Origin of the sequence: Rhodobacter calidifons (assembly GCF_011174775.1) — a bacterium.
Lineage (GTDB): Bacteria > Pseudomonadota > Alphaproteobacteria > Rhodobacterales > Rhodobacteraceae > Tabrizicola > Tabrizicola calidifons.
Genome location: NZ_JAANHS010000003.1, coordinates 48,012 through 74,427, shown reverse-complemented (window position 1 = coordinate 74,427; position 26,416 = coordinate 48,012). Strand labels below are relative to the sequence as shown.

29 protein-coding genes are annotated in these 26,416 nt (G+C 67.2%); 5 read left to right on the top strand and 24 right to left on the bottom strand.

What is annotated here, in order from left to right:
* Positions 1 to 58: 58 nt before the first annotated feature.
* Positions 59 to 2,446, top strand: coding sequence for a ligase-associated DNA damage response DEXH box helicase (locus tag G8O29_RS05135; RefSeq protein WP_166402180.1), 2,388 nt, complete (start codon positions 59 to 61; stop codon positions 2,444 to 2,446).
* Positions 2,447 to 2,525: 79 nt separating this feature from the next.
* On the top strand, positions 2,526 to 3,173 hold the full coding sequence (pdeM, locus tag G8O29_RS05130; RefSeq protein ID WP_166402179.1) for a ligase-associated DNA damage response endonuclease PdeM: 648 nt from the start codon (positions 2,526 to 2,528) through the stop codon (positions 3,171 to 3,173).
* Between the two features lie 18 nt (positions 3,174 to 3,191).
* Here pdeM and folD read toward each other — a convergent pair whose 3' ends face one another.
* From folD to G8O29_RS05030, 20 genes are all read right to left on the bottom strand, one after another.
* Complete coding sequence (gene folD / locus G8O29_RS05125) at positions 3,192 to 4,082, bottom strand: bifunctional methylenetetrahydrofolate dehydrogenase/methenyltetrahydrofolate cyclohydrolase FolD (RefSeq protein WP_166402178.1); 891 nt, start codon at positions 4,080 to 4,082, stop codon at positions 3,192 to 3,194.
* 4 nt (positions 4,083 to 4,086) lie between these two features.
* On the bottom strand, positions 4,087 to 4,398 hold the full coding sequence (locus tag G8O29_RS05120; RefSeq protein WP_166402177.1) for a chorismate mutase: 312 nt from the start codon (positions 4,396 to 4,398) through the stop codon (positions 4,087 to 4,089).
* A 63-nt stretch (positions 4,399 to 4,461) separates the two neighbouring features.
* Complete coding sequence (locus G8O29_RS05115; protein ID WP_166402176.1) at positions 4,462 to 6,138, bottom strand: formate--tetrahydrofolate ligase; 1,677 nt, start codon at positions 6,136 to 6,138, stop codon at positions 4,462 to 4,464.
* Between the two features lie 225 nt (positions 6,139 to 6,363).
* On the bottom strand, positions 6,364 to 6,948 hold the full coding sequence (locus tag G8O29_RS05110; RefSeq protein WP_166402175.1) for an MOSC domain-containing protein: 585 nt from the start codon (positions 6,946 to 6,948) through the stop codon (positions 6,364 to 6,366).
* Complete coding sequence (locus G8O29_RS05105; RefSeq protein ID WP_367890129.1) at positions 6,948 to 7,715, bottom strand: methyltransferase domain-containing protein; 768 nt, start codon at positions 7,713 to 7,715, stop codon at positions 6,948 to 6,950. The genes G8O29_RS05110 and G8O29_RS05105 overlap by 1 nt, the downstream gene beginning before the upstream one ends.
* On the bottom strand, positions 7,712 to 8,689 hold the full coding sequence (locus G8O29_RS05100; RefSeq protein ID WP_166402174.1) for a magnesium transporter CorA family protein: 978 nt from the start codon (positions 8,687 to 8,689) through the stop codon (positions 7,712 to 7,714). The genes G8O29_RS05105 and G8O29_RS05100 overlap by 4 nt, the downstream gene beginning before the upstream one ends.
* A gap of 111 nt (positions 8,690 to 8,800) precedes the next feature.
* Positions 8,801 to 10,726, bottom strand: a complete 1,926-nt coding sequence (gene ftsH / locus G8O29_RS05095) for an ATP-dependent zinc metalloprotease FtsH (protein WP_166402173.1) — start codon at positions 10,724 to 10,726, stop codon at positions 8,801 to 8,803.
* 84 nt (positions 10,727 to 10,810) lie between these two features.
* The gene (gene tilS / locus G8O29_RS05090; protein ID WP_367890128.1) at positions 10,811 to 12,010 is read right to left on the bottom strand and encodes a tRNA lysidine(34) synthetase TilS; all 1,200 of its coding nucleotides are present in this window, start codon (positions 12,008 to 12,010) and stop codon (positions 10,811 to 10,813) included.
* Positions 12,001 to 12,858: a tol-pal system protein YbgF gene (gene ybgF, locus G8O29_RS05085; protein WP_166402172.1), complete on the bottom strand. Its 858-nt coding sequence runs from the start codon at positions 12,856 to 12,858 to the stop codon at positions 12,001 to 12,003. Before ybgF ends, tilS begins: the two co-directional genes overlap by 10 nt.
* Positions 12,859 to 12,862: 4 nt before the next feature.
* A complete protein-coding gene (pal, locus tag G8O29_RS05080) occupies positions 12,863 to 13,393 on the bottom strand; it encodes a peptidoglycan-associated lipoprotein Pal (RefSeq protein ID WP_166402171.1) in 531 nt (176 codons plus the stop codon).
* 91 nt (positions 13,394 to 13,484) lie between these two features.
* The gene (tolB, locus tag G8O29_RS05075) at positions 13,485 to 14,816 is read right to left on the bottom strand and encodes a Tol-Pal system beta propeller repeat protein TolB (protein ID WP_166402169.1); all 1,332 of its coding nucleotides are present in this window, start codon (positions 14,814 to 14,816) and stop codon (positions 13,485 to 13,487) included.
* A 95-nt stretch (positions 14,817 to 14,911) separates the two neighbouring features.
* Entirely contained in the window at positions 14,912 to 16,057 is a 1,146-nt protein-coding gene (tolA, locus tag G8O29_RS05070) for a cell envelope integrity protein TolA (protein WP_166402167.1), read from the bottom strand.
* Positions 16,058 to 16,062: 5 nt separating this feature from the next.
* On the bottom strand, positions 16,063 to 16,557 hold the full coding sequence (gene tolR, locus G8O29_RS05065; RefSeq protein ID WP_166402165.1) for a protein TolR: 495 nt from the start codon (positions 16,555 to 16,557) through the stop codon (positions 16,063 to 16,065).
* A 3-nt stretch (positions 16,558 to 16,560) separates the two neighbouring features.
* Positions 16,561 to 17,256 (bottom strand): protein TolQ, encoded by a 696-nt coding sequence (gene tolQ / locus G8O29_RS05060; RefSeq protein ID WP_166402163.1) that lies wholly within the window; start codon positions 17,254 to 17,256, stop codon positions 16,561 to 16,563.
* A 228-nt stretch (positions 17,257 to 17,484) separates the two neighbouring features.
* Positions 17,485 to 17,889 (bottom strand): tol-pal system-associated acyl-CoA thioesterase, encoded by a 405-nt coding sequence (gene ybgC, locus G8O29_RS05055; protein WP_166402161.1) that lies wholly within the window; start codon positions 17,887 to 17,889, stop codon positions 17,485 to 17,487.
* Between the two features lie 131 nt (positions 17,890 to 18,020).
* The gene (locus tag G8O29_RS05050) at positions 18,021 to 18,641 is read right to left on the bottom strand and encodes a hypothetical protein (RefSeq protein ID WP_166402160.1); all 621 of its coding nucleotides are present in this window, start codon (positions 18,639 to 18,641) and stop codon (positions 18,021 to 18,023) included.
* A gap of 180 nt (positions 18,642 to 18,821) precedes the next feature.
* Entirely contained in the window at positions 18,822 to 19,850 is a 1,029-nt protein-coding gene (ruvB, locus tag G8O29_RS05045) for a Holliday junction branch migration DNA helicase RuvB (protein WP_166402158.1), read from the bottom strand.
* On the bottom strand, positions 19,847 to 20,521 hold the full coding sequence (gene ruvA, locus G8O29_RS05040) for a Holliday junction branch migration protein RuvA (RefSeq protein ID WP_166402156.1): 675 nt from the start codon (positions 20,519 to 20,521) through the stop codon (positions 19,847 to 19,849). The genes ruvB and ruvA overlap by 4 nt, the downstream gene beginning before the upstream one ends.
* Positions 20,518 to 21,027 (bottom strand): crossover junction endodeoxyribonuclease RuvC, encoded by a 510-nt coding sequence (ruvC, locus tag G8O29_RS05035; RefSeq protein WP_166402155.1) that lies wholly within the window; start codon positions 21,025 to 21,027, stop codon positions 20,518 to 20,520. The genes ruvA and ruvC overlap by 4 nt, the downstream gene beginning before the upstream one ends.
* Positions 21,028 to 21,118: 91 nt before the next feature.
* Positions 21,119 to 21,349, bottom strand: coding sequence for a hypothetical protein (locus G8O29_RS05030; protein ID WP_166402153.1), 231 nt, complete (start codon positions 21,347 to 21,349; stop codon positions 21,119 to 21,121).
* Here G8O29_RS05030 and G8O29_RS05025 point away from each other — a divergent pair.
* Complete coding sequence (locus G8O29_RS05025) at positions 21,348 to 21,551, top strand: DUF1127 domain-containing protein (RefSeq protein ID WP_166402151.1); 204 nt, start codon at positions 21,348 to 21,350, stop codon at positions 21,549 to 21,551. The two genes, G8O29_RS05030 and G8O29_RS05025, sit on opposite strands and share 2 nt — an antisense overlap.
* Positions 21,552 to 21,680: 129 nt before the next feature.
* On the opposite strand, the gene G8O29_RS05020 is transcribed toward G8O29_RS05025, so the two are convergent.
* The 4 genes from G8O29_RS05020 to G8O29_RS05005 form a co-directional block, all read right to left on the bottom strand.
* Complete coding sequence (locus G8O29_RS05020; protein ID WP_166402150.1) at positions 21,681 to 22,028, bottom strand: hypothetical protein; 348 nt, start codon at positions 22,026 to 22,028, stop codon at positions 21,681 to 21,683.
* A 119-nt stretch (positions 22,029 to 22,147) separates the two neighbouring features.
* On the bottom strand, positions 22,148 to 23,020 hold the full coding sequence (locus G8O29_RS05015; RefSeq protein WP_166402148.1) for a 50S ribosomal protein L11 methyltransferase: 873 nt from the start codon (positions 23,018 to 23,020) through the stop codon (positions 22,148 to 22,150).
* Positions 23,021 to 23,068: 48 nt separating this feature from the next.
* The gene (msrA, locus tag G8O29_RS05010) at positions 23,069 to 23,722 is read right to left on the bottom strand and encodes a peptide-methionine (S)-S-oxide reductase MsrA (protein ID WP_166402147.1); all 654 of its coding nucleotides are present in this window, start codon (positions 23,720 to 23,722) and stop codon (positions 23,069 to 23,071) included.
* Positions 23,723 to 23,815: 93 nt separating this feature from the next.
* Complete coding sequence (locus tag G8O29_RS05005) at positions 23,816 to 25,051, bottom strand: MFS transporter (protein ID WP_166402145.1); 1,236 nt, start codon at positions 25,049 to 25,051, stop codon at positions 23,816 to 23,818.
* Between the two features lie 169 nt (positions 25,052 to 25,220).
* On the opposite strand from G8O29_RS05005, the gene G8O29_RS05000 reads away from it, so the two are divergent.
* Together G8O29_RS05000 and G8O29_RS04995 are read left to right on the top strand one after the other, a co-directional pair.
* Positions 25,221 to 25,961, top strand: a complete 741-nt coding sequence (locus G8O29_RS05000) for a YebC/PmpR family DNA-binding transcriptional regulator (RefSeq protein WP_166402144.1) — start codon at positions 25,221 to 25,223, stop codon at positions 25,959 to 25,961.
* 233 nt (positions 25,962 to 26,194) lie between these two features.
* Complete coding sequence (locus tag G8O29_RS04995; RefSeq protein ID WP_103258861.1) at positions 26,195 to 26,401, top strand: cold-shock protein; 207 nt, start codon at positions 26,195 to 26,197, stop codon at positions 26,399 to 26,401.
* The last annotated feature ends 15 nt before the right edge of the window (positions 26,402 to 26,416 follow it).

Sequence of the window (26,416 nt, the reverse complement as noted above, 5' to 3'; positions counted from 1 at the left end):
CGTTGCCCGCTCTCGCGTCCCGGTTTCCCTGATCGCCGCAGCGGACTATCTAGAACGCATGATGACGCTGCCTCCCGCCCTTTCCCGCTGGTTCGCCGCCAAGGGCTGGACGCTGCACCCCCACCAGCAGGAGATGCTGGCCCGGTCGCGGGACCCCGCGACGCTTCTGATCGCGCCCACGGGGGGCGGCAAGACGCTGGCCGGCTTTCTGCCCACCCTGGCCGAACTGGGGGAGACTCCGCCCTCCGGCCTGCACACCCTGTATGTCTCGCCGCTGAAGGCGCTGACCGCCGACATCCGCCGCAATCTGGGCACCCCCATCGACGGCGCGGGCCTGAAGATCCGGGTCGAGGACCGGACCGGCGACACCTCCTACACCCAGCGGCGACGCCAGCGCGCCGACCCGCCGCATATCCTGCTGACCACGCCGGAAAGCCTTGCGCTTCTTCTGTCCTACGAGGATTCGCCCAGGATTTTCAAAGGCCTGCAACGGGTTGTCATCGACGAGATCCACGCGCTGGCCGAAAGCAAACGCGGCGACCAGCTGGTCCTTCAGATCGCCCGCCTTCAGTCTCTGAACCCCGGGCTTCGCCGCATCGGCCTTTCGGCCACGGTGGAAAACCCGGCCGCGCTGGCCCGTTTCCTCGCCCCTGACGCGACGATCCTTGCGGCCGACCCCGGCCCCGACCCCGACATTTCCATGCTGGAAACCGACGAAGCCCCCCCATGGAGCGGTGGCGGCGGTCGTTACGCCATTCCCGCGATCCTGAACCAGATCGCGCGCCATCGGACCACCCTCATCTTCCACAACACCCGCGCGCAGGCCGAGCTTTTCTTCCACGACCTCTGGCTGGCCAATACCGAGGACCTGCCGATCGGCATCCACCACGGCTCGCTGTCCCGCGAACAGCGCGAGAGGGTGGAACAGGCGATGACGGCAGGCGCCTTGCGGGCCGTCGTCTGCACCGGCTCGCTCGACCTCGGGATCGACTGGGGCGATGTCGATCTGGTGATCCAGGTCGGCGCCCCGAAGAACGTGAAACGCCTGGTGCAACGGATCGGCCGCGCCAATCACCGCTACAACGCGCCGTCGAAGGCGCTGCTGGTGCCCGCCAACCGCTTCGAAGTGGTGGAGTGTCAGGCCGCCCTCGATGCCGTCCGCGCCCATGCGCTGGACGGCGAACCGCGGGGGCCGGGGCCGAGGGATGTCCTGTGCCAGCACATCCTGGCCACCGCCTGCGCCGGCCCCTTCGACGCCGACGCGCTTTACGCCGAAGTCACCACCGCCGGGCCCTATGCCCGTCTCTCCCGCGCGGACTTCGATGCATGCCTCGATTTCGTGGCCACCGGCGGCTACGCGCTGAAAGCCTACGACCGCTGGCAGCGCCTGAAAAAGACCGGCGGAAAATGGCACCTGCGCGACCCCCGCGCCGCGACGCTGATCCGGCAGAACCTCGGCACGATCATCGACATCGAGACCCTGAAGGTCCGCCTGCGCAACCACGGCACCCCGCTGGGCGAGGTCGAGGAAAGTTTCGCCGCCACCCTTACCCCCGGCGACACTTTCCTGATCGGCGGCCAGATCGTGCGCTACGAGGGCCTGCGCGAGATGACGGTGGAGGTCTCAAGGACCCCCGGCCGCGACCCGAAGGTCGCCGTGTTCAACGGCACCAAGTTCGCCACCTCGACCCTGCTTGCCGACCGCATCCTCGACATCTTCCAAAGGGACAGCTGGCCCGACCTTCCCGCCCACACCTCTTGGTGGCTGGCGAAACAACGCGAGGTTTCCCGCCTGCCCGACGCCCACTCGCTTCTCCTGGAATCCTTCCCCCACGACGGCCGCGAACACCTTGTCATCTACGGTTTCGCGGGGCGCAACGCCCAACAGACCCTCGGCCTTCTGGTGACGAAACAGATGGAACAACAGGGCCTTGCCCCCCTGGGCTTCGTCGCCACCGACTATGCCACGCTGATCTGGGGCCTCGACCCCGTGACCGACCCCGCACCGCTCTTCGACCTCGCCACCCTGCGCGAAGGGCTTGACACCTGGCTTGCCGGGAACGCGGTGATGAAGCGCACCTTCCGGTCCACCGCCATCATCGCGGGCCTGATCGAACGCAGCCACCAGGGCCGCCGCAAGACCGGGCGGCAGGCCACCTTCTCGACCGACATCCTCTACGACACGCTGCGCCGCTACGACCCCGACCATCTGCTGCTCCAGATCACCCGGGAAGAGGCCCTGCGCGGCCTGATCGACTTCTCCCGCATCGAGGCCATGCTCGCCCGCATCCAGGGCCGCATCGACCTGAAACGCCTCTCCCGCATCACCCCGCTCGCCGCGCCGATGTTCTTCGAGCCCGGCCGCATCCCCGTCCACGGCGAAGGCCGCGACCGGCTGGCCAGCGCGCAGGCCCAGGCCCTGATGGAAGCCGCGGGCCTGGCCTAAGCCATTGCTCTTTTTCCAAATACTCCCGCCGGAGGCAGAACGCTTGCCACAGGCGCGGCGCTGGGGCATCCAGCACTCCATGCACCACGCGCTTTTCTTCCACGGCGAAACGCTGCACCTGATGCCCAACGGCGCCCTGTTCTGGCCTGCCCGCAAGCTGCTGACGGTCTCCGACCTGCACCTGGGCAAGTCCGAACGCCTTGCCCGGCGCGGGGGCACGCTCTTGCCGCCCTATGAGACGCTGGCCACGCTGGAGAAACTGGACCGCGACCTGGAGGCGACAGGGGCGGAAACGGTCATCTGCCTTGGCGACAGCTTTGACGACCTTGCGGCGTTTGACCGGATCGAGGACAGCGCGCGGCTCTGGCTGGCGCGGCTGATGGCGGGGCGCGACTGGACCTGGATCACCGGCAACCACGACCCGGGGCCGATCGAGATCGGCGGCACGCACCGGGCCGAGGTGCACCTTGCCCCCTTCACCTTCCGCCATATCGCCAAGCCGCAGGAAACGGCAGAGATTTCAGGTCACTACCATCCCAAGGCCCGACTTGCAGGCCAGTCGAGACCCTGCTTCCTGGCCGACGCCCAACGTCTGATCCTGCCCGCCTACGGGGTCTATACCGGCGGCCTGCGGTCGCATGACGCCACGCTCACCGCGCTCATGGACCGGGACGCCCTGGCCATCCTGACCGGCCCGCGCGCCCTGGCGATCCCGATGCCCCGGTAGGGTGCGCGACCGCGCGAGCTATGCCGTCAGTCCCTCCGGCTCGGCCAGACCATGGGCCCGGCAGCAGGCCGTCAGCGTATTGGCCAGCAGGCAGGCGATGGTCATCGGCCCCACGCCCCCGGGCACCGGAGTGATCGCCCCCGCCACCGCCGCCGCGCTTTCATAATGCACGTCGCCGACGAGTTTCGCCTTGCCGTCGCGTTCGATCCGGTTGATGCCCACGTCGATCACCGTCGCCCCCGGGCGCACCATGTCGCCGGTGATCATCTCGGGGCGACCCACGGCCGCCACGAGAATGTCGGCACGGCGGCAGACCTCGGCCAGGTCCCGGGTGCGGCTGTGCGCGATGGTCACGGTGCAGCTGTCGCCCAGCAGAAGCTGCGCCATCGGCTTGCCCACGATGTTCGACCGCCCCACCACCACGGCATTCAGGCCCGACAGCTTGCCATGGTGATCGCGCAGCATCATCAGACAGCCCAGGGGCGTGCAGGGCACCATCGCCTTCTGCCCGGTCCCCAGCAGGCCGACGTTCGAAATGTGGAATCCGTCCACATCCTTCGCCGGGTTGATCCGGTTGATGACAAGCTCGGCGTTCAGGTGGCCCGGCAGCGGCAATTGCACGAGAATCCCGTGCACCTTCGGGTCGGCATTCAGCTGGTCGATCAGCGCCAGAAGCTCGGCCTCGCTGGTCGCGGCATCCAGCCGATGTTCGAAGGATGCCATTCCGACCTCGATCGTCGAGGCATGTTTGTTCCGCACATAGACCTGGCTCGCCGGGTCCTCGCCCACCAGCACAACGGCGAGGCCGGGGGTCAGCCCGTTCTCTTCCTTCAGCCGCGCCACATGCTCGGCAACCTGCGCCCGCACCCTGGCCGCAAAGGCCTTGCCGTCGATCACCTTGGCCGTCATTCCCTCATCCCTTCCGCAAGCTGTCCGGCCCGAGGCGGCTTTCCTCGCGCGCGATGGACCAGTCGATCAGCCGCCGCCACAGCTTTTCCACCAGATCGGGCGGCAGCCCGTAGGTGGCGGCGTGGCGGCGCACATTTCCCACCACTTCCTCGACGCGAGCCTCGATCCGGGCCGGCAGATCCACCTCGGCCTTGATCTCGGCGGCCCGGTCGATGAAGGCCGCCCGCTCTGCAAAGAGGCGCACGAGATCCTCGTCCAGCCGGTCGATCTCGGCCCGGATCTCGGCCATCGTGGTGCAGTCGGCGGGCTTTCGCATCTTCGTCTCCCTTGGGCCAAGGCTGCCCCCGAGATAAGGGGAAGCCCGCCCAAGGGCAACGCGTCAGAACAGCCCTTCGACCTGGCCCTGATCGTTCAGCCGGATCACCTCGGCCGAGGGCACCTTGGGCAGGCCCGGCATCGTCATGATCTCGCCGCAGATCGCCACAATGAACCCGGCACCTGCCGACAGCCGCACTTCGCGGACCGGCACCGTGTGGCCGGTGGGGGCGCCGCGGACGGTCGGGTCGGTGGTGAAGGAGTACTGGGTCTTGGCCACGCAGATCGGCAGATGGCCGTAGCCGGCGGCTTCCCAGGCCTTCAACTGGTCGCGGATCGACTTGTCGGCGATCACGTCGTCGGCATGGTAGATGCGCTTGGCGATGGTTTGCAGCTTCTGGAACAGCGGCATCTCGTCGGGGTAAAGCGGCGCGAAATTCGCAGCCCCGGATTCGGCCAGTTGCACGACCTTGTTCGCCAGATCCTCGATCCCCGCGCTGCCCAGCGCCCAATGCTTGCAGAGGATCGCCTCGGCCCCCTGTTCGGCGACATAGGCCTTCACGGCGGCGATTTCCGCATCGGTGTCGCTGTAGAAATGGTTGATCGCCACGACGACCGGGACGCCGAAGCTCTTCACATTGGCGATGTGGCGGCCGAGGTTCGGGCAGCCCTTCTTCACCGCCTCGACATTCTCGGTGCCAAGGTCGGCCTTGGCGACGCCGCCGTTCATCTTCATTGCCCGGACGGTCGCCACGATCACGGCGGCCGCCGGTTTCAGCCCCGCCTTGCGGCACTTGATGTCGAAGAACTTCTCGGCGCCGAGGTCCGCGCCGAAGCCGGCTTCGGTGACGACATAGTCCCCCAGCTTCAGCGCGGTCCTGGTCGCGATGACGCTGTTGCAGCCGTGGGCGATGTTCGCGAAGGGGCCGCCATGGACGAAGGCCGGGTTGTTCTCCAGCGTCTGCACCAGGTTCGGCTGCATCGCATCCTTGAGGAGAACGGTCATCGCGCCATCGGCCTTGAGGTCGCGGCAGTAGATCGGCTTCTTCTCGCGGGTGTAGGCAACGACGATGTCGCCCAGCCGCTTTTGCAGGTCCTCAAGGTCGTTCGACAGGCACAGGATCGCCATGACTTCCGAGGCCACGGTGATGTCAAAACCCGTCTGGCGCGGGAAGCCGTTGGCGACGCCGCCAAGGTTCACCACGATGTCGCGCAGCGCGCGATCGTTCATGTCCATCACCCGGCGCCAGACGATGCGGCGTTCGTCGATGGCAAGCTCGTTGCCCCAGTAGATGTGGTTGTCGATCATCGCGGCCAGCAGGTTGTGCGCGGATGTGATCGCGTGGAAGTCGCCGGTGAAGTGAAGGTTCATCTCCTCCATCGGCACGACCTGGGCCATGCCGCCGCCCGCGGCCCCGCCCTTCATCCCGAAGTTCGGGCCAAGCGAGGCCTCGCGGATGCAGATCACCGCCTTCTTGCCGATCCGGTTCAGACCATCGCCCAGACCCACGGTGGTGGTGGTCTTGCCTTCGCCCGCAGGCGTCGGGTTGATCGCGGTGACGAGGATCAGCTTGCCATCGGGTTTGCCCGCAAGGCCCTTGATGAACTCCTGGCTGACCTTGGCCTTGTCATGGCCGTAGGGCAGCAGGTGTTCGGACGGAATGCCCAGCCTGGCCCCGATCTCCATGATCGGCTTCTTCTTCGCTTCGCGCGCAATCTCGATGTCGGTCTTGAAGGCCATGTGCGTCTCCCCGGGGGCAGAGTGTTCCGTTTGCGACGTGATACCGGGCCAATCGGCAGTTCCAAGGCCGGTTTCCGACCTGAATCCCGCGAAATTCGCCAGCCCGCGTTTCCGATGCGAAACCCGCGCCGCAAACCCGGACAATTCGATTCAAATTGTCCTTGCCCATGTCGCAAAAACTCCACGGGGGTCCGGGGGTGTGAAACCCCCGGGGGCGGGTCCGGGCTACCCTCGCCAGGCCCGTTGCGCGGGGATGTGCAGCCGAACCTCGTCACCCAGCCGCAGGGTGCCTTCACGTTCGACCCAGGCGGTGACGCCCCGCTTGCCCTCTGCCGCGCGCTTGAAGCCCTTGCCCTGGCCGGGAAGCGCCTTGTCGATCGTCACGGCGGGCTCCTGGCAGGGCAGGTTCTCCATGTCCACCACCAGCGTCACCCCGTCCGGCCCCTGCAAGCGGCTGGAGGGCGGCAGGTGGGTCAGGTCGGGGATGCCCTCCAGCACCACGGACGCCCCGACCCAGGCATAGTCCATCGCGGGCAGGCCCATGTCGGCGGCGACCTCGGCCATTTCCTCGGCGCTGACCACGCAGAGCTGGCGGACGTTGCGGATCTCGGTGCCCTTCGGATGCTGCTTCATCACCCGGCTGCACGAGGGCCGCGTCAGCCCGGCATGTACCTCTCCCTCATATCCCGCGAAGGTCAGCGGCATCACGTCCAGCGGGGCAGAGGTGATGACCAGTTTCTCGACCGGCACCGGCTGGTAGCCCAGCCAGACGACGCGGGCGATATGGTCAGTGGGGATCAGCGCGGGCATCAGGAACGCTCCAGAACAAAGAAGATGCGGGTGAAGGGGAAGAGAACGCGGCCATCGGGCAGGGGGCGGTAGGCGAAGGTCAGGATCTCGTCATAGGCGGCAACGAAGGCGCGTCGTTCGTCGGGGGTCAGGTCCTTCACATAGGGCCGCATCGCGCTGCTTTCGGTGAAGGCGCGGACGGGATGCCCCTCGGCCACGGGGTCAAGCATGTGCAGGTAATCCGTGCTCCAGGCGTTGACCCGGCCCAGGGGCAGCAGCAGGCGCGCATAGTCCCCGGCCGCCATGACCGGAGAGGGGGCGACCTTGATCCGGTCAGGGAACAGCGTCTCGGCCACCTCGCGCAGCATCCGGTGCGACCGTGCGCCGCCCTGCCGTGGCATCTGCACCGCCAGCACCCCGCCCGGGGCGAGCTGCGCGGCAAGGCGCGGGATCAGCGTGGTATGGTCCGGCACCCAGTTCAGCGCGGCGTTGGCATAGATCAGCGCGGGCGGCGTGTCGGGCTGCCAGTCGACGATGTCTGCCAGGTCCAGCCGCTCGTAGCAGCGCCGGAGCGCGGCATTGGCCAGCATGGCGTCCGAACTGTCCACCCCCACCAGGCTGCGCGCCGGATAGCGCGACAGAAGCGCCGGACCGACCGCCCCGTCGCCGCAGCCAAGGTCCACGATCTCGCCGCGCGGCAGGTCCGGCACCTGGGCCAGAAGGTCCAGCGCGGGGCGCAGCCGCAGGTCGCGATAGGCGGCGTAGCGGGCCGGCTCCCAGTCGGTCACAGCCACTTCTTCCAGCGGAAGAACAACCAGGGCACCACGGCCGAAACCACCATCATCCCCAGCGCCATCGGATAGCCCCAGGTCCAGGACAGTTCCGGCATGTGTTCGAAGTTCATCCCGTAGATGCTGGCGATCAGGGTGGGGGGCAGGAAGACGAAGGCCACGACCGAGAAGATCTTGATGACATCGGACTGCCGGATGTTGATGACCCCCAGCGTTGCGTCCAGAAGAAAGCGCACCTTGTCGGCCTGCGCCGCCGTCACCTCGCGCAAGGACCGGATGTCCTGAAGCAGCGTCTTGGCCTGGGTGCGCGTGGCCTGCGACATGCGCAACGAGGCGTGATTTTCCTTGTCCACCGTCAGATAGCCCGCCAGCCGGACCAGGGTGCCAAGGCTTTCGTTCACCTTCGCATTCACATCCTCGGCCTGGCCGATCCGGTTGAGCACGTCCGACAGGTCTTCCGAGCTGCCCTTGGTGCGATCCCTGGCGAACAGGGCCTTGGACAGGCTGTCATGGCGCCGGGCCTCGGCTTCCAGGATATCGGCAAGCCGGTCCACCACCGCTTCCAGCAGACCAAGCAGCGCATCGACCCCGCAGCTGATCGGCGTGTCATGGCGCGAGGCCCATTCGGCGAAGAACTCGAAGGATCCGGGGTGATGGTAGTGCACGCTGACCAGCCGGTCGGGCAGGACGACAAAGGTCACGGGGCCGATCTCGATCTCGCGATCTTCATTGGTGGCCACGACCTGCGCGGTCAGGAACAGGGCGCCGTCCTCGCGGTAGATCCGGGACGAGACCTCGATTTCCTGCATGTCCTCGCGTGTCGGAATGTCGATCCCGAGGGCCGCCTCTACCGCGTCTTCCTCGGCCACGGTCGGTGCCTCTAGGTCGATCCAGACCGCATCGCGCAGGTGCTGAAATGTGTGGTCAAGCCGGGCCAGTCTCTGGCCCTGGGAAACAAATGCTGTAATCACGCCGTCGCTCCTGCCGTTCGGGCGCAAAGACTATCGGCACCTGATCACAAGAAAAAGGCCCCGCGAACGCGGGGCCCTTGTCGGTCTGTCCCGTCCCGAAGGGCGGTGCGGTCACAGAGGCGCCGGTTCGGGCTCGGCTCCGGGTTTCTTCGACCGCGGCTTGGTCTTGGGGATCGCCGCCACCGAAGCCGTCCCGCCCCCGGACGCGGGCGTGTCGGCATTGTCGTCGCCACCCAGCGGCTCGCCCGCGATGACCTTGCGGATCTCGTCCCCGGTCAGGGTTTCGTATTCCAAGAGCCCCTTGGCCAGCCGTTCCCATTCCTCGTTCTTCTCGATCAGGATGCGGCGGGCGGTTTCATAGCCTTCGTCGATCAGGCGCTTCACTTCCTGTTCGATCAGGCGCTTGGTCTCGGCGCTGACGGAAAAGCCTGCGGTGTTGCCGGTATAGCCGTCCGCCGCCTCGGCATAGTCGACGTTGCCGACGACATCCGACATCCCCCAGCGCAGGACCATCGCGCGGGCCAGGGCCGAGGCCTGCTGGATATCGCCCGAAGGCCCGTTCGACACCGAATCCTCGCCCCATTTCAGGACTTCGGCGGCCTTCCCGGCCATGGTCATCGCGATGCGCTGCTTGCACTGGTCGCGGTGCCAGTTCAGGCGGTCCATCTCGGGCAGGCTCATCACCATGCCAAGCGCACCGCCGCGCGGGATGATCGTCGCCTTGTAGACCGGATCGCATTTCGGCAGGGACATGCCGACGATGGCATGGCCGGCCTCGTGATAGGCGGTCATTTCCTTCTGGTCCTGGGTCAGGACCATGCTGCGACGTTCCGCGCCCATCATCACCTTGTCCTTGGCCGATTCGAAATCGACCATGGTGACGAAGCGGCGCCCGGCCCGCGCGGCCATCAGCGCGGCCTCGTTCACCAGGTTCATCAGGTCGGCACCAGAGAACCCCGGCGAGCCGCGCGCGATGGTGCGCAGGTCCACGTCCGGCCCAAGGGGCACCTTGCGGGCGTGGACCGAAAGGATCTTCTCGCGCCCCTTGATGTCGGGGTTCGGGACGTGGATCTGGCGGTCGAACCGGCCGGGGCGCAGCAGCGCCGGGTCCAGCACGTCCTTGCGGTTGGTGGCGGCGATGATGATGACGCCTTCGTTCGCCTCGAACCCGTCCATCTCGACCAGAAGCTGGTTCAGCGTCTGTTCGCGTTCGTCATTGCCGCCACCGATGCCCACACCGCGCGCGCGGCCCACGGCGTCGATCTCGTCGATGAAGACGATGCAGGGCGCGTTCTTCTTGGCCTGTTCGAACATGTCGCGGACGCGCGAGGCGCCGACGCCGACGAACATTTCCACGAAATCCGAACCCGAGATGGTGAAGAACGGCACCCCCGCCTCACCCGCGATGGCGCGGGCCAGCAGCGTCTTGCCGGTGCCCGGAGGGCCGACCAGCAGCGCGCCTTTCGGGATCTTGCCGCCCAGGCGGCTGAATTTCTGCGGATTTCTCAGGAACTCGACGATTTCCTCAAGCTCTTCCTTGGCCTCGTCGATGCCCGCCACATCGTCGAAGGTCACGCGCCCCTGCTTTTCGGTCAGCAGCTTGGCGCGGGATTTCCCGAACCCCATGGCCCCGCCGCGCCCGCCGCCCTGCATCCGGTTCATGAAGTAGATCCAGACACCGATCAGCAGCAGGAAGGGCAGGAAGGACAGTAGAACCGAGACGAAGCCCGACTGCGCCTGCGGCTCGGCCTGGACCTGGACGCCCTTGGCGATCAGATCGCGCGACAGGTTGTCCGTCACGACGTCGCCCGGCGGCCTGATCGTCACATAGCTGTTGCCGTCCTTGCCGATGACGACGACCCTTTCGCCATCCAGCACGACCTTCGAGACCTGCCCGGCCTCGACCCGTTCGATGAAATCGGAATAGGTGAGCGATCGTGACGACATCGTGGTCTGGTTGCCCGAAAACAGCTGGAACAGCGCCATGACCAGAATCAGCAGCACGACCCAGAAGGCGATATTGCGTGCGTTACCCAAGGTGAGGGATCTCCCGTATGCGCCGTGTGCCCCCCATGGGGCCGAGGCGGCTTTGGCCACAAGATAGACTTTTGGGGGCGGGGTTCAATCCGTTCGTCCGAAAAGGTGGAACGGTCGGACAAGTTCGGCCTGTCCGCCCCCTGACAGACCGGCAAGCGGGGCCGATACCAGCACCGCACCGCGCCAGATGGCCGGGGTGACCAGCAGAACCTCGCGCGGCAGGCCCGTCGCCCGCCAGTCCGGCACCTGGCGCAGCCCGGCAGCGCCCAGCGCGCGGACCTCTCCCGCAGGCCCGGTCACGCGCCAGCGCCCGTCCCAGACCTGACCCACCGGCACCGGCCCGCCCACCGCACGCGGTTCGCGCATCAGCCATGTGTCCTTGAACCGGCACCCCGCGAGGGTGGCCTGCCGCGGTTCCACCATGGCCGCGATCAGCCGCTCCAACTCTCCGGCCCTGGGGGCGTAGTCCGCCCCCGTCAGCCATCGCAGGGCCTGCGCGACCAATTGCCGCCGCACCTCTGCCGGTTCCTCATGGATGCCGGGCAAGACCTGCAACGCGCCGGCCGCCTGACGGACCACCCGGGCGCCTGCGGCCGCGACCTGCGCCCGTAACGCCTCTTGCACCTGCGCGAGATGTCCTGCCACCTCGGCCAGCCGCGCGCCCGTGATCCCCAGCGGCGCAAGGGCCGCAAGGGCCTTTCTGGCCCTCACCCGCGTGAAGCGCGCATTGTCGTTGGTCGGATCGTCGATCCAGCCGATCCGCCGTTGCCGCAGCCAGTCGCGCAGTTCCTCGCGTCCCGCGGCAAGCAGCGGACGGCGGAACCGGATCCCCCCCTGGTCCCATGCGCGCCGCATGCCGGACAATCCGTCGATACCCGCCCCCCGGGACAGCCCCATCAGCACCGTCTCGGCCTGATCGTCCCGCGTGTGGCCCAGCGCAACCACGCCGATCCCCCGCGCCCGCGCCCAGTCCGCGACCAGCCCCATGCGCGCCCGCCGCGCCTGATCCATCAGGTTGCCCCGGATCGGGCCATGCTCCCAGAGAAGCACCTCATGCGGCACCCCCAGCGTACGGCACCCGGCCCCCACCGCCGCCGCCTCTGCCGCGCTTTCCGGGCGCAGGGCATGATCCACCGTCACCGCCTCGACCTTCAGCCCGGCCGCGAGGCACAGATGCAGAAGGGCGGTGGAATCTCCACCGCCCGACAGCGCAACCCCGACCGTTTCGCCCGCTGGCAAGCCGTCCCGGATCAACCCGACCAGCCGGCCCGCCGCTACCGGCACCCGAACCCCTGCATCGCCACAGTCGATTGGGTGGCCGCCATGCTGCCGGGAAAGCGCGCACCGACCTCGGCTAGGGTCACGCAGGCCTCGGGGATCTGACCCAGGGCGCCCAGCCCCTCGCCCAGCTTCAGCAGCGCATCCGGCGCGAAGGGCCCCTCGGGTGCTGCGGAAAACGCATCCAGATAGGCCCGCGCCGCATTGCCGGTGTCGCCCAGCTGCGACAGCGCCTCGCCGCGCAGGTAATGCGCCTCGGGGATCAGCGGCCCGCCAGGATAGGATTGGGCATAGGTCGCAAAGAGCGCCGCAGCCCCTTGAAAGTCACCTTGACCGAGCACCTCCTTGGCCCGGTCGAAGTCCTGCTGTTCTGCCACTGCCAGTTCCGCCCCGCCCGCGCCTGCCGTCGCCGAGCCCGCCGTCGCCGAGCCTGCCGTCGCCGGAGCCTGGGCCACCGGAGCCGCCGCGCCGCCCGAGGCCCCGCCGAGGACCGAGGTCGCCCCCAGATTGGCCGGGTTGCAGCCCTCGGTCACTTCGCAGAGACGGTATTCCAGATCGCCGATGCGGTTGGTCCCGTCGCTGATCACCCGGTTCAGCCGCAGCTCGACCTCTTCGGTGCGCGCGGTCAGCCGGGCCATCGCGGCTTCGATCGAGTCCAACCGGGTCAGCGCATCGCCGCCGGCCGCCCCGCTGCTGATCGCGCCGGTCGAGATCAGCTCGGATTTCAGCGCGTTGAACTCGGCAGCCAGCGCCGCCAGTTCGGCACGGATGTCGGCCAGCGTCTGTGCCCGGTTCTGGGCGTGGCCCAGAACCGGCAGAAGACAGAGGACCAGGGTCAGGCCAAGGCGCCGCATGCGTCTAGACCCCGGCGCCCGCCGACAGCACGGTCACGGCGCGGCGGTTCTTCTGGTAGCAGGCTTCCGACGAGCAGACCTCGATCGGACGTTCCTTGCCGTAGCTGATGGTGCGCATCCGGCTTGCCGACACGCCCTGGCTGATCAGGAAGTTCTGCACCGCCGCCGCGCGCCGGGCGCCGAGCGCAAGGTTGTATTCCCGCGTGCCCTGTTCGTCGGCATGGCCCTCGATGATCGCGGCATAGCCGGGGTTCTGGTTCAACCACTGGGCCTGGGCGGTCAGGATCTGACGCGCCTCGGGCGAGAGGGTGGACTGGTCAACGGCAAACAGCACCCGGTCGCCGACGCGCTGGTTGAAATAGGCGATCGAGGTCGGGTTGTTCGGATCGCCAAGCCCGGTGGTGTTGATGCCGCCACCCGCGCCACCCGCGCCGCCGGTACCGCCCGCGCCACCGGCGCCGTAGCGGTCAGGGTTGTTGCAGGCCGCAAGCGCAAGGGCGGCAACCAGAAGCAGCGATTTCGCGGCAAGGCTCATGTGGGGGCATCCTTCTTGTTGGTTCACTGGCTCGATCGCGGGCCAGATTAACAGCTTTGCGCCGCCGAGGGAATCGGCGGCGCGTCACATTTCACGGCAGAAGCGGCGACCAGGCGGGGTCGCTGGCAGGACCATCGGTCGGAATCTGCTTGAGGTTGCGCCCGGTGATGTCCACCGACCAGAGCGACGTCTGCCCGCCGGCGCCTGCCGTTTCGCGGGTGAACATGAGCACGCGCCCGTTCGGCGCCCAGGTCGGCCCCTCGTCCAGGAAGCTGGCGGTCAGCAGGCGTTCCTCGCTGCCGTCCGTGCGCATCACGCCGATATGGAAGCGGCCCGCGTTCTGCTTGGTGAAGGCGATGTAGTCGCCGCGCGGGCTCCAGACCGGGGTGCCATAGCGGCCCTCGCCGCCCGAGATCCGCGTGCCTTCGCCACCCGAGGCCGGCATGACATAGATCTGCGGCACGCCCGTGCGGTCGCTTTCGAACACGATCTTGCTGCCGTCGGGGCTGAAGCTGGGCGCGGTCTCGATCGAGGGTGCGTTGGTCAGCTGGCGCAGCCCGCCGCCGTTCAGCGACAGCGCGTAGATGTCGGTGTTGCCGCCGCGTTCCAGGCTGAAGACCACGGTCTGCCCGTCGGGCGAGAAGCGCGGGGCGAAGGTCATGGTGCCGGGCTGTTCCTCCAGCGTCCGGCGGCGCAGAGAGCCCACGTCCATCAGCGTGATCCGGGGGAATCCGGTCTCGTAGCTGGTGTAGAGGATGCGGTCGCCGGTGGGCGAGAAGCGCGGCGCCAGCACGATGGCGCTGGAATCGGTCAGATACTGCACATTGGCGCCGTCGTAATCCATCACCGCCAGGCGCTTGGCGCGGGCGTTCTTCGGGCCGCTTTCGCTGACAAAGACCACGCGGCTGTCGAAATAGCCGCCCTCGCCGGTGATCTTGGAATAGACCACGTCCGCGACCTTGTGCGCCATGCGCCGCCAGCCCTGGGTGGTGCCGGCGAATTGCAGCGCGGCCCCCTCCAGCGTCTGCCCGTTGAACACGTCATAGGCGCGGAACTTCACCGTGATCCGGTCGCCCGCCACGCTGACCGCGCCGGTCACCAGCACCTGCGCGTTGATCGCCTTCCAGTCCTCGAAGGCGATGCCGCCGTCGAAGCTGGTGATCCGGCTGATATGCGCATCCTCGCCGATGGTGCGGAAGAACCCGGTGCCTTCCAGGTCCGAGATCACCACCCGGGTGATCTGGCGCGCGTAATCCCCCGCGCCGCCTTCATCGATGAAGGTGGGCACCGCGATCGGCATCGGCTCGATCACGCCGGGGCCGATGACGATCCGCGGCGGGCTGGACTGCGCCAGGGCCGGGCCGGCCGCAAGCGCGCAGATCCCCAGGACAAGTGCCAGCAGGGTGCGGAAAGGGGGTCTCATGGGTCTGGTCATCGGCCTCATGCTCCGTTCTCTTGGTTGTGCTTGCCCGCCTGCCCGGCGAGGGAAAAGGGGAAATGCGCGCCTTCGGTTCCCGGTCATCTTGCCCTCATCCCATTGGCATCGAAGACCAGGTCAAGCACGCGCCAGGTGTCGTACTTGTCGGGCGGCAGCGGAAGTCCGCCGTCCGCATGCGCCCGGTTCACCGCCCGGCGCGCGGTTTCATAAAGCGTGCTGATGCCGCCCTGGCTTGGCCCGCTGGATTCGATCAGCTCGAACCCGGTCGGCGTGCCGTCGGCGGCAAAGGTGACGCGCACCACGACCAGCGAACTCAGCGCATCGGTCGAGGAGGCGCCAAGGTTCCATTTCCGCGAAATGGCCGAGGCGATGTTGCCCATCTCGCCCCCGGTCAGCGGCGGGCCCTGCGGCCGGTTCTGCCCGCCCGAGGTCGAGGGTCGCTCGGCCGGCGTCTCGACCGGCGTCTCCACCGCCTCGCCCAGAAGGGCGGCGATGGCATCCTCGGTCGCCCGGTCGTCCACCGGCTGCACCCGCAGCTCGGCCGAGGCCGTGGGCGCCGGGTCGGGCTGTGGCGCGGGCGTCGGGCGCGCGGGCTTGGCGCGGGGGCGCAGCGAGGTGGCCATGCCGGTTTCGGCGGTCTGGGTCTGGTTCGCCTCGGTCCGCGTCACGTCGCCGGTGTCGCGCGGCGCGGTGGCCTCGGTCGGCTCCTGCGGGATCACCTCTTCGGCCGTCACATCCGCGCTGATCGCGGGTTCGGGCGTGTCGGAGGTCGGTGCCTCGGTCTCGGGCTGCACCGGATCGGGGGCGATGATGTCCTCGGCCTCGGGCAGGGGCTGGATCTCGGTCGATTCCGTCTCGATCAGCTGTTCGGTCTCGGCCTGCGCCAGGTCGCTGGGCTGCGGCTGCGGGGTCGGTTCGGGCTCGGGCACAGGCTCGGGCTCGGGCTCCGGGGCTGGCTCGGGTGCTGGTGCGGGTTCGGGCGCGGGTTGGGGGCGGGCCGCGGGCCGCGTCGCCGGCATCTCGGGGGCAGGTTCATCGGCCGGATCGGGGGTTGATGCCGCCTGCAACGCGTCGAATTCGGCGCTGGTCAGGGTCGAGACATTCATCACCAGCGGTTCAGGCGGCGCCGAGGCCGGAAACAGCCAGTCGCCGACCAGCACCCAGAGGATCACCCCCAGATGCCCGGCCGCCGATACCACCGTTCCCGTCTCGAAGCGCTTCTCCATCCGCCTCAGCCGCCACCGTTGCCGGAATTGGACGCAGGCCCCGACCCAAAGCTTGGCCCCGCGCCATCGGTGACCAGGCCGATCTCGTTGAACCCGCCCGCGTTCAGCGCGCCCATGACCTGGGCCACGCGCTCGTAGGGGATCGCCCCGTCGGCTCGCAGGAAGATCTTGCGCGATTTCCGTTCGGCCGCGATGGCGGTCAGCTTCGGGATCAGTTCGGTATCGGCGATCTCGGTGGTCTGGATCGCCAGCCGCCCGTCGGCGGTGATGGTGACGGTCAGCGGCTCTTCCTGCTCGGTGGGCAGGGCGGTCGCCGCGGTCTTGGGCAGTTCGACCGGCACCCCCACGGTCAGCATCGGCGCCGCGACCATGAAGATGATCAGCAGCACCAGCATCACATCGACCATCGGCGTGATGTTGATCTCGTGCATGGCGGCCGCCCGTCCGCCGCGCCGGCGGCGCCGCCCGCCGCCTGCCTGTCCGGTTACGCCCATGCCCATGGCCTAGGAATCCAGCTGGCGCGACAGGATGGTCGCGAATTCGTCGGCAAAGGCCTCATAGCCCCCGACCACCCGGTCGATGTCGGCCGACAGCTTGTTGTAGAAGACCGCCGCCGGAATGGCCGCGACCAGGCCGACGCCGGTCGCGAGCAGCGCCTCGGCGATGCCCGGCGCCACCACGGCCAGGCTGGTGTTCTGGCTGATGGCGATCTGTTCGAAGCTGTGCTTGATGCCCCAGACCGTGCCGAACAGGCCGATGAAGGTCGCGGTCGAGCCGGTGGTGGCCAGGAAACTGAGGCCCCGGTTCATCACCTCGCTTTCGCGCGCGATGGCGACGTTCATCGCCCGGTCGATGCGCGACTGCGCCCCCGCGATCAGCCCGCCGTCCTGTCTGTGGCTGCGGCGCCATTCCAGCATGCCGGCCGCGAAGATTCGTTCCGAGGACCCCTGCGGATCGGGACCGATCCGTTCGAACAGCTCGTCCAGCGGCTCGCCCGACCAGAAGGCGCGGTCGAAGATCGAGGCTTCCCCTTTCGCCTTCCGCAGCATGATGTGTTTCTGGATGATGATCGCCCAGGACCAGAAGGACATGACGAACAGCATGATCATGACCAGCTTGACCGTCAGGGTCGCGCGGGCAAACAGCGCAAACATGGAGAAGTCGATCTCCTGCGCCATCGCAAGGGTGTTGGGTTCCATACGCCTGCTCTTGTTTGTCGGGCCATTTGTCGGCTCCGTTACAGGCTTTTCTATCAAGAATGGAGGGGGATTGCCAACACAACTCTGTGGCCGGCGGCGATTCGCCCTTGAAGAAGGTTGACGCCGCCGCCCGAACCGCCTCCTCGTGCGCCTGCGTCTTGTCGTCGCTGGGGGCCGGGCCGTGTGGGTCGCGGGGGCGTGGCGCGGCTGCCGGATGCGCCGCGATGTCTAGTGCAGAGGGCCCGAAAGCCGCGCCCGCAGGTCCGGTGGCAGCCGGGCAGCGTGCCCGTCATCGGTCAGGCAGACCAGCGTGACGCTGGCCTGGAACAGCCGTTCGGCGCCGCGCAGGACGCTCTGGTCCAGCAGGATGCGCGCGCCGCCCAGACTGTGCAGCAGGGTCTCCACCACCAGATCGTCGCCGAACCGGGCCGGGCGCAGGAAGTCGGCTTCGACCCGGCGCACGGCAAAGACGATGCCCTCGCGCGCTTTCAGCGCCATCTGGTCCACGCCAAGGCTCGCCACCCATTCGCTGCGCGCGCGTTCGATGAATTTCAGGTAATTCGCGTAATAGACGATGCCCGCAAGGTCGGTGTCCTCGTAATAGACGCGCAGGCTGAAACGGTGCGGGGTCATACGGGCTCCTCGGGGGGTCTTTGAAAGCCTAGGGCGCGGAACAGCACGCGGCAAGTCGTTAACCGGAAATGAACGGCCCCGGCCAAGGCATTGTTTTTGCTTGCATGGGAAAGGGCGCCGCGCGTGGCGCCTCAGTTGGGGGCGATCCGGGCCAGCAGCCGCAGGGCATGGGAGGCATCCCGTGCCATGGCCGGCAGGACCGGATCATAGCCGGCGCGGATCACCGCTCCGATCTCGGGCCGCAGGATCACCCGGTCTCCCATCCTGGCCAGCGGCGAGGTTCCGTCGAAGGCCCGGTCCGACCAGAGCACGACCGTCTGCACCGCCTGTGCCAGGGCCAGCGTCTCGGCCTCCATCGCCGCCAGCGCCGCATCCATGCGCAGAAAGACGAAGGCCGCCCGGATCGCGCCGCCGGCATCGAAGCGGAAGATCCGGTACTGGTTCGCCCCCGCCGCCTCCAGCCGGGCAACCAGCGGCGCCAGGTCCGGCACCAGCCGGTCCAGATCCCTCACCGCCAGAAGTTCGGCCCAGTCGCGGAAGGCAAAGACCATCAGGTTCGCCCCCAGTTCCGGATCGGTCTCGGCCATCCTGTGGCCTGCGAGCGCCACCACCGCCTCGAAGGCGCCCTTGAAGACCGCCAAGCTTGCATCGTCGATGCCAAAGACCACCGGCACGATCGGCCGGTCCCAGCGCGCGAAGAGATAGCTCCCGTCGCTGCGGGTAAACAGGGATTCGATTTCCTGCGGTTGCATGCCCATCTCCGCGCTGTCGTCTGCCCCGGCTACCACCAGGATCCGTCCGGAAACAAGCCCGCCATCCTTGCCTGCCCGGTCCTCAGCTGCCCTCAGGGGGGTCGGGACGCCCCGGCGCCAGAGAGGAGGGCAAATGCCCCAAGACGAGCGGGAAGGACGGATGCCGCGCGGCAGCTCTGCCTACTTGCCCCCGAACAGATCCGCCTGACCCGCAACCTTCGGCGCCTCGAGTCCCAGATGCCGCCAGGCCTTCGCCCCCAGCATCCGCCCGCGGGGCGTGCGCAGGATCAGGCCCTGTTGCAGAAGGTAGGGCTCGATCACCTCCTCGATCGCGTCCCGCGGCTCGCTCAGCGCTGCCGCGATGGTCTCTACCCCGACCGGCCCGCCGCCGTAGTTCTCGGCCAGCAGCGTCAGATAGCGCCGGTCGGCTCCATCCAGCCCAAGGCTGTCCACCGACAGCCGGGTCAGCGCCCGGTCCGCCAGGTCGCGGGTGATGCGTCCCCCGGCCTCCACCAGCGCGAAATCCGCCACCCGGCGCAGCAGCCGCCCCGCGATGCGGGGCGTCCCGCGCGCGCGGCGGGCGATCTCGCGGCAGCCCTCCGGCTCGGCCTGCAAGCCCATCAGCCGTGCCCCACGGGCGACGATCTCGTAAAGCTCGGCCTCGGAATAGAATTCCAGCCGCGTCGGGATGCCGAAACGGTCGCGCAGCGGAGTCGTCAGCAGACCCAGCCGCGTCGTGGCGCCGACCAGCGTGAAGGGCTGAAGGTCGATCCGCACCGTCCGCGCCGCCGGTCCCTCGCCGATCACGAGGTCCAGCGCGAAATCCTCCAGCGCGGGATAGAGCACTTCCTCCACGACCGGGCTGAGCCGGTGGATTTCGTCGATGAACAGCACGTCGCGGGGTTCGAGGTTCGTGAGGATCGCCGCGAGGTCCCCCGGCTTTGCCAGCACCGGACCCGAGGTCATCCGGAAGCCCACCCCAAGCTCGCGCGCCATGATCTGTGCCAGCGTGGTCTTGCCCAGACCGGGGGGGCCGTGGAACAGCGTATGGTCCATCGCCTCGCCCCGCATCCGGGCGCTTTCGATGAACACCGCAAGGTTCGCCCGCGCCTCGGCCTGGCCGATGAATTCGGCCAGCATCTGCGGACGCAGCGCCTTGTCGGTGTCCTCGGGCAGCTTTTCGGGCCGGAGCGTCGGATCGGAACTCATTTCGGTGCCAGCCGTTTCAGCGCGGCGCGGATCAGCGCGGCGGCGTCAGCCTCGGGCAGGTCGCCTGCCACGACCGCCACCGCCTGCGCCGCATCGCCCTGGCCGTAGCCGAGGTTCACCAGCGCCGAAAGCGCATCCGCCGAGGCCGCCGCTCGCCGCGCGGACCCCTCATCCGCGCGTGCGGGCGTCTTCGGTGCGGCCGCCACCGGCTCTGCCACCAGATCCTCGGCCACCGCGGCCGCGGCCAGACCCGCGCCCGACGCCATGACGCCGGGGGCCTTGGCCTTCAGTTCCAGGATCACCCGCTGCGCGAGCTTTGGCCCGACGCCCGGGGCCGCCTGCACCGCCCGCGCGTCGCCCAGCGTGATCGCCCGCCCCACGCCCTCGGCCCCCAGCGCGCCGAGAATGGCCATGGAGGCCTTCGCCCCCACGCCCTGCACGGTCATCAGAAGCTTGTGCCACTCTTTCTCCAACATTGTCGGGAAGCCGAAAAGCTGAAGCAGGTCCTCGCGCACCAGAAGGTCGGTATAAAGCGAGACGGCTTCGCCCACAGCCGGCAGACCGGCAAGCGTCCTTTCGCTGACATGGACGATATAGCCCACCCCGCGCACGTCGATCAGAACATGGTCCGGCCCGCGCCAGTCCAGTCGCCCCGAGATGCGCCCGATCATTCCGCCGCCCTCAGCGCGGCCGCCAGCCGGCCGGAGGATTGCACGTGATGTGCATGGCAGATCGCCACCGCCAGCGCATCGGCTGCGTCCGGCCCGGCGACCTTCACACCCGGCAGATGCAGCTTGACCATGTGATCGACCTGAACCTTCGCCGCATGACCGACGCCCACCACCGTCTTCTTCACCGCATTCGGCGCATATTCCCCGACCGCAAGCCCGAACTGTGCCGGAACCAGCAGCGCGATCCCCCGCGCCTGGCCGAGTTTCAGCGTTGCCACGGCGTCCTTGTTGACGAAGGTATGTTCCACGGCCGCCGCCTCGGGGTGCCAGAGGCGCAGGACTTCCGTCAGCTGGGAATGCAGGCTGAGCAGGCGCGCCGCAAGATCGCCATCCCCCCCGTCGGAATGGCAGATGCCATTGGCGACATGGCTCAGGCGCGACCCCGCCACGTCGATCACGCCCCAGCCCAGGTTCCTGAGCCCCGGATCGATGCCGATGACCCGCATCTTGTCTCCGTCCTCTGCCTCGCCACAAGGGCTAGCACGAAAAGGGAACATCCGCCAATGGCTTTCCGCGCTTCGCCCGAAATGCGGCCCATCATTTTGCGCTTGCAGAATCCGACCATTCTGCGCAGGAAAGCGGCATCGGATGCGGACCCGTCGGGAAGCTTCTGAAATAGATGACAAAATCTTGCCATGCGTCATGCGTTGGCTGCATGGCGGGATTGCCATGGCCAAGCTTGCTTTGCACATGCAGCATGAATATCTGGCACTGCGAGAGGGAATAGGCCCTCTTTCTGAGCAGCAAGCAAACAAGGAAAACCGCCATGGCCGCTGTCGAGACGACCCGCCCGGCGCCCTACGGCGCCATCACCACCTACCGCGTCATCAACGCCCTGTCGAACGCCGTTCTGGCGTTCCGGGCCTGGAATGACGCCCGTGTCACCCGCAAGGCCTTGAATCGGCTGTCGGATCGCGAGCTGGACGATATCGGTCTGTGCCGCGGCGACATCGAGTTCATCGGTCGCTGAAGTCCGTCGGGCCGCGCCGGCAAGGTCCGGCGGCCATGCCCGACAGGACAAGGAAATAGGGGCCGCATCGCAAGATGCGGCCCTTCGTCACTGAATACCCAACACTGAATAGCCGAGAGAAAAGGTTTCTCAGCGCGGCAGCAGGGACTGCAACTGCGAAGAGACGAACAATGTCGCCGGGTCGGCGTGCATCAGCCATGCGCCCACCGGATCAAACCCGTCACCGGCAGCAAGGGCGCTGACCCGGTTTTCGTAGGTCTGGGCGCCGATAAAGTAGTGGATCACACCCTTGACGCCGATGCCCACGGCCAGAACCAGAAGGACAGGTTTGACGAGCTTGAATACACGGCCCGTGCTACGGCCCGAGGCCTTGCGCCCGACAGTGCCCGCCGCTTCGAAGCCGTAGCCCTTGGCGTGGGACTTCTCGATCCGTGCAACGCGGCTGTAGAAATCGTTAAGATTAGGATCAACCCACATTTTGCTCACCCAGAGTGACAGCTCTGATGCTTAATTCCTGCCGCATGCTTATGGCGAAATTGCGGCACATGTGTCAGCCTGTGGCCTGTCCTGCCTGGAGTCAAGAATTGTCCACGATTTCAGGCCCGCTGTAGAACAAGCGTCGACCATTCTCCGATATCGTTCCGACTTTGCAGACAAAGACCGGCGGCCTTGTAGGCGGCCGTCACCGAATCTGCTTGCAGAGCGAGAAGGCCAGAGAGGATGGCTCTCCCGCCGGTTGCAAGGTGAGTCGAAATTGCGGGGGCAAGCTCGATCAGGGGGCCCTTGAGGATATTGGCGAAGATCAGATCGAAGGGGGCGGCGGCCACAATTGCGTGATGATCGAGGCCGGCAGCCTCCAGACAGTCCACCCGCCCTTGCAAGCCGTTGATCGCCACGTTCGCCTCGGCCACCTCCACCGCGACAGGGTCGATGTCGCTGGCGATGACCAGTGCGTCAGGCAGGGTCGCCGCTGCCGCCATCGCAAGGACCGCCGTGCCGCAGCCGATATCGGCAACCTTCGCCGGCCTCCAGCCCTCGCTCAGCAGGCGGTCGAAGGCCAGGAGACAGCCCAGAGTCGTGCCGTGGTGACCGGTGCCGAAGGCGACCGTCGCCTCGATCTGCAACGGAACGCGGCCCGGGGGCACCTTGTCGGCGTCATGGCTGCCGAAGACGAAGAAACGTCCGGCGTCCACCGGGCTGAGTTCGCGCCGCACATGGGCGACCCAGTCGACCTCGGGCAGTTCCGACACGGCAAAGGGCCGGGCGCCGAAGGCGGTGGCCAGGACTTCCAGCATCACCGCGTCGGGCGGCTCCAGGAAATAGCCGCCCACTTCCCACAGGCCCGAGCCGTCCTCGATCTCGAACACGCCGACGCCGGTGGGTTCGGGGGTCATCCGCTCCATGGCAGAGGCGAGGGACTGGGCGGCCTCTTCTCCGGGAAGGGTGGTAAGGGCGGAATAGGTGGGCATGGGCGATCTCCGGGGTTCAGGGCCGGATAGTCTCCGGCCCTGCCCGGGTCAAGCGCGGACGCCGGTGCCGATGGGGCAGGCGACGCCGGTGCCGCCCACGCCGCAGTAGCCGCCGGGGTTCTTGGCCAGGTATTGCTGGTGGTAGTCCTCGGCGAAGTAGAAGGTCGGGGCGGGGAGGATCTCGGTGGTGATCGGGCCCATCCCGGCGGCCTTCAGCGCCTGGGCATAGACCTCCTTCGAGGCCAGGGCGGCCGCCATCTGGGCGTCGGTGTAGCAATAGATGCCCGAGCGGTAGGTCGAGCCCACGTCATTGCCCTGCCGCATGCCTTGCGTCGGGTCATGGCCTTCCCAGAAGACCTTGAGCAGGTCCTCATAGGATACCCTGGCCGGATCGTAGATCACGCGGACCACCTCGTTGTGGCCGGTCAGCTGGGTGCAGGTTTCCTTGTAGGTCGGGTTCGGCGTGTAGCCGCCGGCATAGCCCACCATGGTCAGCCAGACGCCGGGGGTCTGCCAGAACTTGCGTTCGACCCCCCAGAAGCAGCCCATGCCGAACATCGCCTGTTCCATGCCCTCGGGGACCGGGGATTTCAGCGGGATGCCCGACAGGAAATGCGTCTCGGCCGTGGGCAGGGGTTCGGCCCGGCCGGGCAGGGCCTTGTCCGGCGTGACCATTTCCATCGACTTGCGGGTGAAGAACATTTCGGACCTCCGTTCCTGATGCGGAATATAGGGGGCGGCGTCGAAATCCCAACGCGGATTTCACTCCCCTCACCGCGCCTTGACCGGGCGCAGTCACTCGGCCGGTTCGGGGATCCCGCGGGAGAAGACGGTTTCAAATCCGGGCGAGGGATGCCGCGGGATCAGGCAGATCAGCGCAAAGGCAAAGAGCGCCATCCCGGCGCCAAGCAGGAAGACGTGGTCGGGCGAGCGCGCCCAGAGATAGCCAAGCGCCGCCGGCAGGAACACGGCCGCGATATGGTTGATCGTGAAGGCCACCGCGGCGGTGGGCGCGATGTCGCGCGGATCGGCGATCTTCTGGAAATAGGTCTTCAGGCTGAAGGACAGCGCAAAGAAGAGCTGGTCGAGGATATAAAGCCCGCCCGCGATCACCAGGCCCCAGCCGAACCAGTAGAGCCCTCCGTAGGCCAGGAACACCAGGGTCAGGCCGATGTATTCGAACCCCATCACGTTGCGTTCGCCATAGCGCGAAAGGGCGCGTCCCATCGCAGGTGCGACGGCCATGTTGATGAGATAGTTCACCAGCAGGAGGGCGGTCATCTCGGAGACTTTCATCCCGAAGCGTTCGACCATCATGAAGCCCGCGAAGACCACGAAGATCTGCCGCCGGGCACCCGCCATGAACTGGAGCGCGTAGTAAAGCCAGTAGCGGCGGCGCAGCACCATGTGCCGGTGCTGCGGATGGGGCGACTGGAACTGCGGATAGGCGAGCGCCGCGAAAAGCACGATGAGCAGCGTCAGACCCCCCGAGGCGAGATAGACCTTGTTGTAATCCAGCCCCAGCAGGTCCCAGAGCGCGACGATGGCACCATAGGCGGCCAGCGATGCCCCGGCGCCCACGGCAACGATCCGGCCCAGGACGATCGGCGCCCGGTCCTTGTCGATCCATTGCAGTTGCAGGGACTGGTTCACCGTCTCGAAGTAGTGAAACCCGATGGACGACAGCAGCGTGCAGACCAGCAGCCCGGTGAAGGACGGAAACCAGGCCGTCACCGCAGTCGCCGCCCCCAGCAGGGCGAGGGCCAGAAGCGCCAGCACCTGCTCGCGCAGTACCAGAAGCACCAGGATCACGCCGATGGCGAGAAATCCCGGAATCTCGCGCACGGTATGCAGCCAGCCGATCTCCTTGCCGGTGAAACTGGCGACCTCGATGACGAAGTTGTTCAGCAGCGCCGACCAGGTGGCAAAGCTGAGCGGCATCGCCGCCGCCATCAGATAGAGGAGCGCCTCGGGCCGTTGCCAGCGCGGCAGGTCACGGGTTTGCGACAGGGGCATCAGGGTGCGGGCCATTGGCCCGGCATACAGGGCATCGCGCGAGAGGCAAAGTCAAAGCTTGTGCCCGGAACAATTCCGCGGCCCCGATCGACCGGCGCCCGCAGCGATCCGGTGGCGGGGTTGCCCTTTGGCCCGCGGCGGGTGTAGAGGGGCGCATCACCGAAACGGGACCGAGGGTAGGGCCATGGCAGGCCATTCGAAATGGGCGAACATCCAGCATCGCAAGGGCAAGCAGGACAAGCTGCGTTCGAAGATGTTTTCCAAGCTGTCGAAGGAAATCACCGTCGCGGCCAAGATGGGGATGCCCGACCCCGACATGAACCCGCGCCTGCGTCTGGCGGTGAAGGCGGCCAAGGCGGCCTCGATGCCGAAGGACGTGATCGACCGGGCGATCAAGAAATCCCAGATGAACGACGGGGCGGATTACACCGAGATCCGCTATGAAGGGTACGGGGTGAACGGCATTGCGATCATCGTGGAGGCGATGACCGACAACCTGAACCGCACGGCGTCGAATGTGCGCAGCTATTTCACCAAATGCGGCGGGAACCTGGGCACCACCGGCTCGGTCAGCCACAGCTTCGACCGGGTGGGCGAGATTTCCTATCCCGCTTCGGTCGGATCGGCCGATGACGTGCTGATGGCCGCGCTCGAGGCGGGCGCCGATGACGTCGAAAGCGACGAAGAGGGCCACTGGATCTACTGCAAGGTCGAGAACCTGTCGGAAGTCTCGGACGCCTTGGAAAAGACGCTGGGCGAATCGACGGAGTCCAAGCTGGTCTGGAAACCGCAGACGCGCACCGTGGTGGACCTTGAGACCGCGCAGAAGCTGATGCGGCTGATCGACCTGCTGGAAGAGGACGATGACGTGCAGACCGTCACGCACAATTTCGACGTCCCCGACGAGGTGGCGGCGCAATTGTAGTGCCGCCGGAATTCTGCAAGAGAATTCCGGTCCGGAAAACGCATGTTTTCCGCCGGTCCCGCGATCTGCGCAGAAGTTTCCCTTGCATTCCGTGCCGCGAGGGCGCATGTGCAGCGGGCAGGGTTTCTACTCTATCGTCTTCTGTCTGCTTCGGCCTTCAGCTTCGATCGACACGACACTTGGGCCAGGCCACCGCAAGCTCGCGGGTGGCAAACATGACAGGAGACATCACGATGGCCAATGGCACCGTGAAATGGTTCAACGCCACCAAGGGTTTCGGCTTCATCGCCCCCGCAGGCGGATCGAAGGACGTTTTCGTCCACGTCACCGCGCTGGAACGTGCGGGCATCCGCTCGCTGCCCGACGGGCAGGCCGTGACCTATGACATCGAGCAGGATCGCAACGGCCGGGAATCGGCCGTGAACCTGGCTCTGGCGTAAGCCTTACCCTTCGGG

Excerpts from the sequence above, each read along its gene's own strand:
- G8O29_RS05135 (WP_166402180.1), top strand. The coding sequence starts at position 59 with ATGATGACGCTGCCTCCCGCCCTTTCCCGCTGGTTCGCCGCCAAGGGC.
- pdeM (WP_166402179.1), top strand. The coding sequence starts at position 2,526 with ATGCACCACGCGCTTTTCTTCCACGGCGAAACGCTGCACCTGATGCCC.
- folD (WP_166402178.1), bottom strand. The coding sequence starts at position 4,082 with ATGACGGCCAAGGTGATCGACGGCAAGGCCTTTGCGGCCAGGGTGCGG.
- G8O29_RS05120 (WP_166402177.1), bottom strand. The coding sequence starts at position 4,398 with ATGCGAAAGCCCGCCGACTGCACCACGATGGCCGAGATCCGGGCCGAG.
- G8O29_RS05115 (WP_166402176.1), bottom strand. The coding sequence starts at position 6,138 with ATGGCCTTCAAGACCGACATCGAGATTGCGCGCGAAGCGAAGAAGAAG.
- G8O29_RS05110 (WP_166402175.1), bottom strand. The coding sequence starts at position 6,948 with ATGCCCGCGCTGATCCCCACTGACCATATCGCCCGCGTCGTCTGGCTG.
- ybgF (WP_166402172.1), bottom strand. The coding sequence starts at position 12,858 with ATGCGGCGCCTTGGCCTGACCCTGGTCCTCTGTCTTCTGCCGGTTCTG.
- pal (WP_166402171.1), bottom strand. The coding sequence starts at position 13,393 with ATGAGCCTTGCCGCGAAATCGCTGCTTCTGGTTGCCGCCCTTGCGCTT.
- tolB (WP_166402169.1), bottom strand. The coding sequence starts at position 14,816 with ATGAGACCCCCTTTCCGCACCCTGCTGGCACTTGTCCTGGGGATCTGC.
- tolA (WP_166402167.1), bottom strand. The coding sequence starts at position 16,057 with ATGGAGAAGCGCTTCGAGACGGGAACGGTGGTATCGGCGGCCGGGCAT.
- tolR (WP_166402165.1), bottom strand. The coding sequence starts at position 16,557 with ATGGGCATGGGCGTAACCGGACAGGCAGGCGGCGGGCGGCGCCGCCGG.
- tolQ (WP_166402163.1), bottom strand. The coding sequence starts at position 17,256 with ATGGAACCCAACACCCTTGCGATGGCGCAGGAGATCGACTTCTCCATG.
- ybgC (WP_166402161.1), bottom strand. The coding sequence starts at position 17,889 with ATGACCCCGCACCGTTTCAGCCTGCGCGTCTATTACGAGGACACCGAC.
- G8O29_RS05050 (WP_166402160.1), bottom strand. The coding sequence starts at position 18,641 with ATGCAACCGCAGGAAATCGAATCCCTGTTTACCCGCAGCGACGGGAGC.
- ruvB (WP_166402158.1), bottom strand. The coding sequence starts at position 19,850 with ATGAGTTCCGATCCGACGCTCCGGCCCGAAAAGCTGCCCGAGGACACC.
- ruvA (WP_166402156.1), bottom strand. The coding sequence starts at position 20,521 with ATGATCGGGCGCATCTCGGGGCGACTGGACTGGCGCGGGCCGGACCAT.
- ruvC (WP_166402155.1), bottom strand. The coding sequence starts at position 21,027 with ATGCGGGTCATCGGCATCGATCCGGGGCTCAGGAACCTGGGCTGGGGC.
- G8O29_RS05025 (WP_166402151.1), top strand. The coding sequence starts at position 21,348 with ATGGCCGCTGTCGAGACGACCCGCCCGGCGCCCTACGGCGCCATCACC.
- G8O29_RS05030 (WP_166402153.1), bottom strand. The coding sequence starts at position 21,349 with ATGGCGGTTTTCCTTGTTTGCTTGCTGCTCAGAAAGAGGGCCTATTCC.
- G8O29_RS05020 (WP_166402150.1), bottom strand. The coding sequence starts at position 22,028 with ATGTGGGTTGATCCTAATCTTAACGATTTCTACAGCCGCGTTGCACGG.
- G8O29_RS05015 (WP_166402148.1), bottom strand. The coding sequence starts at position 23,020 with ATGCCCACCTATTCCGCCCTTACCACCCTTCCCGGAGAAGAGGCCGCC.
- msrA (WP_166402147.1), bottom strand. The coding sequence starts at position 23,722 with ATGTTCTTCACCCGCAAGTCGATGGAAATGGTCACGCCGGACAAGGCC.
- G8O29_RS05005 (WP_166402145.1), bottom strand. The coding sequence starts at position 25,051 with ATGGCCCGCACCCTGATGCCCCTGTCGCAAACCCGTGACCTGCCGCGC.
- G8O29_RS05000 (WP_166402144.1), top strand. The coding sequence starts at position 25,221 with ATGGCAGGCCATTCGAAATGGGCGAACATCCAGCATCGCAAGGGCAAG.
- G8O29_RS04995 (WP_103258861.1), top strand. The coding sequence starts at position 26,195 with ATGGCCAATGGCACCGTGAAATGGTTCAACGCCACCAAGGGTTTCGGC.